At 73.4% G+C, this 6,626-nt stretch carries 5 protein-coding genes and 1 pseudogene; 4 read left to right on the top strand and 2 right to left on the bottom strand.

The genetic code is table 11. The features are described from left to right. The first annotated feature begins 691 nt into the window (after nt 1-691). Nucleotides 692-1,423: an ACT domain-containing protein gene (locus Ato02nite_RS11480; protein WP_213006439.1), complete on the top strand. Its 732-nt coding sequence runs from the start codon at nt 692-694 to the stop codon at nt 1,421-1,423. A 96-nt stretch (nt 1,424-1,519) separates the two neighbouring features. Continuing rightward, a complete protein-coding gene (locus Ato02nite_RS11475) occupies nt 1,520-2,563 on the top strand; it encodes a GNAT family N-acetyltransferase (RefSeq protein ID WP_213006438.1) in 1,044 nt (347 codons plus the stop codon). A 4-nt stretch (nt 2,564-2,567) separates the two neighbouring features. Here the strand turns inward: Ato02nite_RS11475 and bsaP are convergent. Continuing rightward, nucleotides 2,568-2,798 (bottom strand): annotated as a pseudogene (gene bsaP / locus Ato02nite_RS11470) (biotin synthase auxiliary protein BsaP); the annotation flags it as partial. Continuing rightward, on the bottom strand, nt 2,747-3,742 hold the full coding sequence (gene bioB / locus Ato02nite_RS11465; protein ID WP_213006436.1) for a biotin synthase BioB: 996 nt from the start codon (nt 3,740-3,742) through the stop codon (nt 2,747-2,749). The gene bioB and the pseudogene bsaP, both read right to left, overlap by 52 nt. An 84-nt stretch (nt 3,743-3,826) precedes the next feature. Here bioB and Ato02nite_RS11460 point away from each other — a divergent pair, with 84 nt between their 5' ends. After that, nucleotides 3,827-4,963: an 8-amino-7-oxononanoate synthase gene (locus tag Ato02nite_RS11460; protein WP_213006435.1), complete on the top strand. Its 1,137-nt coding sequence runs from the start codon at nt 3,827-3,829 to the stop codon at nt 4,961-4,963. Nucleotides 4,964-5,829: 866 nt separating this feature from the next. Beyond that, nucleotides 5,830-6,615, top strand: coding sequence for a dethiobiotin synthase (gene bioD / locus Ato02nite_RS11455; RefSeq protein ID WP_246606610.1), 786 nt, complete (start codon nt 5,830-5,832; stop codon nt 6,613-6,615). Nucleotides 6,616-6,626 lie beyond the last annotated feature (11 nt).

Below are 6,626 nucleotides of genomic sequence, written 5' to 3'. Positions count from 1 at the left end.
CTCTCGCGCAACGACCCACGCACGCAGCCCCGGCGCGGCAACGCCTCGCGCTGCTCACCCATACACGCCGCTCTGCTCCGCTCGGAGGGCGTTTTATACGTATTCGAACCGTCGTGACGGGCCGATGCCACGTCTTGGCGCCGGCATCGCAGATCTTGTGGAGTTTGGAAGCGCTGCCCATCAGGCGGGACCATGCCCGAGATGCGGGACTACGACCCGGTATCCGAGCGCGGCGACCATCATGCGGGAGGTCGATGGCTGTCGCCAGGGATCGTTCGTGCCGGCGGGTCGGGGTGGCGAGCTTGGGGCGGGCCCGCCCGCAGCGGGCGCGCGGAGGGTGAGTTGCACCTGCCGGGACCGCGTGCCACGGGAGTGCTTCGGCGCGTACGGCAAAGGTTTGATCTTCAGCGCGAAAGCGTCCCGCCCTCCGTTTCGCAGAAGCCTGGGCCGGGGTCCCGTTCCTTCTGGATTGGCGGACCCCGACCCGGAAGATCTCCAGACCGCGATTCGCACCTTCTGTGCACACCGTCGCGGACCGGCCCGACCACTCCTAGGCTGGTGTGACGCGGGGCATATAGCTGTGTCTTGACTCCGGAGACACGGCGCGGCAACCGGGGCGAAACGGCAATTTGGCAACCTGGACACCACGGAGACGGCGTCACCGAGCCGTCAACCCGACGGGAGGAGCTAGATGTTGCTGCGGGTTCGAGTCACCCTGCCGGACCGTCCCGGTGCCCTCGGCCAGGTGGCCCGCACGCTCGGCGTTGCCGGAGCCGACATCGTCCAGGTCATCGTCCTGGAACGCCTCGGCGGCCGGGCCGTCGACGACTTCACCGTCGTCTGGCCGGGCGCATCCCGCGTGGAACGGCTTCTCGCCGGCCTCGCCGCCATCCCCGGCGTCCAGGTCGACGGCGTCTGGAAGGCGATCGGGGCGCCGGTCAACGGGGGCCACGACGCCGAGTTGCTGGCCCAGGTCGCGGCCAACCCGGCCGACGGCCTCGCCACCCTGGTCGACGCGATGCCCGGCCTGCTGGCCGCCGACTGGGCCGCGGCCGCCGTGGTGCCGGCCGACTGGGCCGCCCGGTCCGGCGCGCCCCGCCCACTGCCGACCGAGCCGATGCTGGGCCTCAGCGACGACGCCACGGTCGTCTACGCGAGTTGGCGTGCGCCCGCCCCGCTGCAACTCCCCGAGATCACCCCGCTGCGGGCCCGCCCGATCACCGGCCCCGAGGGCACCCGCTACGCGGTCGCCCCGTTCGGCCGGGCCGGGCTCGTGCTCGTGGTGGCCCGCTCGGACGACGAAGACCTGCCGGCGGCCGGCTTCCACATCACCGAGGTCGACCGGGTGGCGCAGCTCGTCCGGGCCGCGGCGGTGATCCTCGGCGACCGGCTGGACACCGCCGGTGTGCCCGCCGTCATGTGATCGGACTCTCGGCGAAATACCAGCTCAAGCAATGTCCGTGCAACACCTGGGCGGCAGAATTGGGAGCGGGATAAGACGCCGAAAGGAGTGCCGCGCATGGCGCTGTGGCGGATCCGGGCAACGGTCGACGACCGGCCTGGTTACCTGTCCGTTCTGACCGCGAGCCTCGCTCTGCGGTCGGTCAACATTCTTGCCGTCCAGGTGCACACCACCGAGGCGGGCGCGGTCGACGACTTCCTCGTCGACGCGCCCGACGCACTGACCGAGGCCGACCTGCTCGGGGCGATCGCCCGGGGCCGCGGCCGGGACGCGTTCGTGGCCCGGGCCGAGGCCGAGGGCCTGGCCGACCAGCCCACCCGGGCGCTCGTCCTGGCCGGCCGGCTGGTGCACGACCAGGACGCTCTGGGTGAGGCACTGGTCGCCCTGCTCGACGCGGCCGAGGTGCGGTGGCGGCCCGAGCCGCTCACCGGCCGGCCCGGCTACGACGACGCGCGGATGACCCTGGCCGACCCGGCCGGCGGCTCCTACGAGGTGCTGCGCAGCCGGCCGGCGTTCACGCCCGCCGAGTTCGCGCGGGCGCAAGCGCTGGTCGAGCTGTCCGGCACGCTGCTGCGCCGCCACCAGGAACAGACCACGCTGCTGCTGCCGGACGGTGCCGAGCTGACCGTGCGGCCCGCGGCCGCGGAAGACGCCGAGGCCGTCCGCGAGTTGCACGCGCGCTCCTCGGCGGCCACCCTGGCCGGCCGCTACCTGGGCGGTGGCGCACCGTCCGAGGCCCGGCTGTCCCGCCTGCTCGAACCGGCCGGCGGCCGCACCCTGGTGGCCGTCTCCGGCGACCGGGTGGTGGCGATGGCCAGCCTGCTCGCCGAGGGCGACCTCGGCGAGATCGCGATCCTGGTGGAGGACTGCTGGCAGCGGCGCGGCATCGGCACGGCGTTGCTCCGGCGCCTCCGTGCGTACGCCGAGCGGGGCCGCTTCGCGGCCCTGGTGGCACACACCGGCGCCGACAATGTGGCGATGCTGCGCACCCTGAAGCGCCTGGGCGCCGGCCCGGCCGACCGGGACGGCTCGATGATCAGCGTGACCCTGGCCGTCCCCGGCCGCGAGTCGGTCGGCGACGAGACACCGGCACTCTCCTAAAACGTCAGGAGGTGCGGGTGCCGTGCTCGACGCAGCTGGCGGTCCAGCCGGTCGGCACGACCTGCACCTTCATCCGGCGCCGGCACTGCGGGCAGAAGCGCGGGGGCTCCAGCTCCCGCGCCGCCGCGCAGGCCGCGTGGTCACCCTGGGCGGCGTCCTCGCCGCAGCGGTCGCAGAACATCGTTACAACGTCGCCGACAGCGCCTTGACCGGCATCTTCAGGTCTTCGAGCAGGGCGAGGTCGTCGGTCGCGGGGCGGCCCAGCGTCGTCAGGTAGTTGCCGACGATCACCGCGTTGATGCCACCGAGCAGGCCGTCCCGCGTACCCAGATCGCCCAAGGTGATCTCGCGCCCACCGGCGTACCGCAAGATGGTTTTAGGCATCGCCAGCCGGAAGGCGGCGATGGCGCGCAGCGCGTCCTTCCCCTCCACCACCGGCTGGTCACCGAGCGGCGTGCCCGGGCGCGGGTTGAGGAAGTTCATCGGGACCTCGTGCGGGTCGAGCTCGGCCAGCTGGGCCGCGAACTCGGCACGCTGCTCGATCGTCTCGCCGAGGCCGAGGATGCCGCCGCAGCAGACCTCCATGCCGGAGTCGCGCACCATCTTCAGGGTGCCCCAGCGCTCCTCCCAGGAGTGCGTGGTGACCACGTTGGGGAAGAAGGACCGGCAGGTCTCGAGGTTGTGGTTGTAGCGGTGCACGCCCATCTCGACCAGCTCGTCGACCTGCTCCTGGGTGAGCATGCCGAGGCTGGCCGCGACCTGGATGTCGACAGCGGCCTTGATGGCCTTGACGCCCTCACGCATCTGGTCCATCAGCCGCTTGTCCGGCCCGCGCACCGCGGCCACGATGCAGAACTCGGTGGCCCCGGTCGCCGCGGTCTGCCGGGCCGCCTCGACCAGCGACGGAATGTCCAGCCACACCGAACGCACCGGCGAGGCGAACAGCCCCGACTGCGAGCAGAAGTGACAGTCCTCCGGGCAGCCGCCGGTCTTCAGCGAGACGATGCCCTCGACCTCGACTTCCGGCCCGCACCACTTCATCCGCACGTCGTGGGCGAGTTGCAGCAGCTCGGGCAGGTCTTCGTCGGGTGTTTTCAGGACCTCGAGGATCGCCGCCTCGTCGAGGCCCCTTCCGGTCGACAGCACCTGGGCCCGGGCCCGATCGAGGATCTCTGGCATGTCCGTACCCTACAGACCCTCGCAGCCGGTAGGACTGTCGGTGGCGGGTGATAGTTTGCCCTTCTCGTGATCGTTGGGGGTGCCTTGACGGGCTGGTTGGAAGCGCTGGAGCGCCTCTCGAGAAGCAGGGCCAAGGCCGGGCTCACCCGTCAGTTGCGCCCGCGTCCGGCCGACGACTTCGTCGTCGATCTGGCCGGCAACGACTACCTCGGCCTGTCCGCCCACCCCGAGGTGGTCGCGGCATCCGCTTCAGCCCTTGCGGCGTACGGGTTGGGAGCGACCGGTTCCCGCCTGGTCCGCGGATCGACCGCCTTACATGAGGCGTTGGAGTCTTCACTGGCGTCGCTTCTGGGTTTTCCGGCGGCTCTCGTGTTCTCCTCGGGTTACCTGGCCAACCTGGCCGCGGTCCGCGGCGCGACGGCCGTCTGCGACCTGATCGTCTCGGACGCCTACAACCACGCCTCGCTCATCGACGGCTGCAAGATCTCCGGCCGGCGCACGGTGGTGGCCCCGCACAACGACCCCACCGCGGTGGCCGCGATCCTCGACGCCCACCCCGGCCAGCCCGCCGTGGTGGTGACCGAGTCGGTCTTCTCGGTCGACGGCGACCTGGCCCCGCTGGCCGCGCTGCATGAGGTCGCCTCGTCCCGGGGCGCCCTTCTGCTGGTCGACGACGCCCATGCGGTCGGTGTGCTCGGCCCGTCCGGCGCCGGTGGCGTGGCCGCCGCCGGCCTGGCCGGCCGGCCCGACGTGATCGTCACCGCCACCCTCTCGAAGTCACTGGGCGGCGCCGGCGGCGTGGTCGCGGCCCCCGAGCCGTTCATCCGGCACCTGATCGACACCGGCCGCACCTTCATCTACGACACCGCCCTGCCGCCGGCCGTGGTCGCCGGCGTCCACGAGGCACTGCGGCTCGCCCGCGACGCCGACGACCGCCGCGCCGTGCTCACCACCCGGGCCGCCCAGGTGGTGGCCCGCCTCACCGAGGCCGGCTTCCCGGTCGGCCACCCGGCCGGAGCCGTGCTGTCGGTGCTGGCCCCCGGCCCCGAGGCGGCGGTCGCCTGGGCCGCCGACTGCCGCGACCGCGGCGTGGCGGTCGGCTGCTTCCGCCCGCCGTCCACCCCCGACGGCACCTCACGCCTGCGCCTGACCCTGAACGCCGGCGTCCCCGACGAGGCTTTCGCCCATGCCCTGGACGTGATCGTGGAGTGCGCACCGTGACCGCCCCCAACTCCCCCGACGTGACCGCGGTGACCACCCGCCTCCCCCAGGCCAACGCCGTCTTCACCCCGGGCCCGGCCGGCTTCACCCTCCCGCCGTTCCCGTTCCCCACCGCCACCCTCGACTTCACGGCCACCGCCACCACGCTCACGCCGAGCACCACCGGCGGCCCGACCCGAGCCGTTCCCGCCGCCCGATCCGACCCGGACGCCTTCCTCGACGGCCCGCTGGGCGCCCCCATCTCGCCCGATGACGAGCAGCGCGGCACGGCCAACGGCAGCGACCTCGACACGCTTACCGACGGCCCGCTCGGCGCACCCGTGCCGCCCGCCGGCGACCCGCACGGCGCTGACGGCGGCGACCTCGACACGCATGCCGACGGCGCACCCACCGACGCCGGGTCCAGCACGCCGGCCACGCACAGTGGATTCGGCGACGGCCTCGGGGCGCCGACCGGCGGCCCGATCGGCGCGCTTGCCGACGGCGACCTCGGCACGTACACCGACGGCCCGCGCGGACCCGCCGCGGGCACGCCTGACGGTGGGGCGCTCGGTGCGGCCACGGATGCTTCCGCGGGCGTGCACGGCGACACCTCGCTCAGCGCTCTCGCCGACGGCTGGCACAGCGCGCTTGCCGACCGGAGTCTCGAGCAGTCGGCGGCGGGCTCGCTCGGTGGGACCGCTCCGCCGGTCGAACCCGCGCCGTCGACCGCGCCCGACGACCCTGGAAGCGCGCCCCCCGGCGTACCGGATGGGCCTGGAACCGGACCGCTCGGCGTGCCCGTCTCGCCGGCGCCCGCCGGGCCGAACCTCGACGCCGAAGATCTGCCCAGCGGCGAGGCGATCGGTGCGGAGATCGCCGCCGAACTGGCGGCGCAGGCGCCCGAGACGCAGGCCGCGCCGCGCCGCGCCGACACCGGTGAATGGCGCGGGATCGTGCTGGTCACCGGCACCGACACCGACGTCGGCAAGACGATCGTCACGGCCGCCGTGGCCGCCGCCGCCCAGGCGTCCGGCCTGCGGGTCGCCGTCATCAAGCCCGGCCAGACCGGCATCGCCACCGGCGCACCCACCGACCTCGAGGTCGTCAACCGGCTGGCCGCGCCGGAGACCACGCGCGTGCTCGCCGAGTACCCCGAGCCGATGGCACCGCTGGCCGCCGCCACGGTCGCGTCGATGCCGCCGTTGGAGCTCTACGCGGTCGTCGACGCCATTCGCGCCGAGGCGGAGAAACACGACCTGGTGCTGGTCGAGGGGGCCGGCGGCCTGCTGGTGCCGATGGGCGTGCGCCCCTCGGGCGCGTCGTGGACCCTGGCCGACCTGGCCACCACCCTCGGTGTGAAGACCATCGTGGTGGCCCGAGCCGGTCTGGGCACGCTCAACCACACCGCGCTCACCCTGGAGGCGCTGAACCGGCGCGGCGTCCCGGCCGGCGTGGTGATCGGCGCCTGGCCGGCCGAACCCGAGCTGCTCCACTGGGCCAACCTCAGCGAGATGGTCCCGCACCTGATCGGCGCCCTGCCCGACGGAGCGGGCCGGATGGACCCCGGGGTCTTCCGGCGTTCCGCACCGGGCTGGCTGACCCCGCCGCTCTACGGCGAGATCGACAACTGGCGCGTGTGGGCCGAGGAAACCGGCGAAGGCCACCACTGACCCCACAGACT

The sequence above is a fragment of the Paractinoplanes toevensis genome, assembly GCF_018332695.1.
GTDB lineage: Bacteria > Actinomycetota > Actinomycetes > Mycobacteriales > Micromonosporaceae > Actinoplanes > Actinoplanes toevensis.
The sequence above is the reverse complement of the archived record's forward strand: the minus strand, read 5'-3'. Positions and strand labels throughout refer to the sequence as shown.

What these genes read in the sequence shown, in the direction of transcription:
- Ato02nite_RS11480 (WP_213006439.1), top strand. Translation starts at nt 692, where the DNA reads ATGTTGCTGCGGGTTCGAGTCACCCTGCCGGACCGTCCCGGTGCCCTC.
- Ato02nite_RS11475 (WP_213006438.1), top strand. Translation starts at nt 1,520, where the DNA reads ATGGCGCTGTGGCGGATCCGGGCAACGGTCGACGACCGGCCTGGTTAC.
- bioB (WP_213006436.1), bottom strand. Translation starts at nt 3,742, where the DNA reads ATGCCAGAGATCCTCGATCGGGCCCGGGCCCAGGTGCTGTCGACCGGA.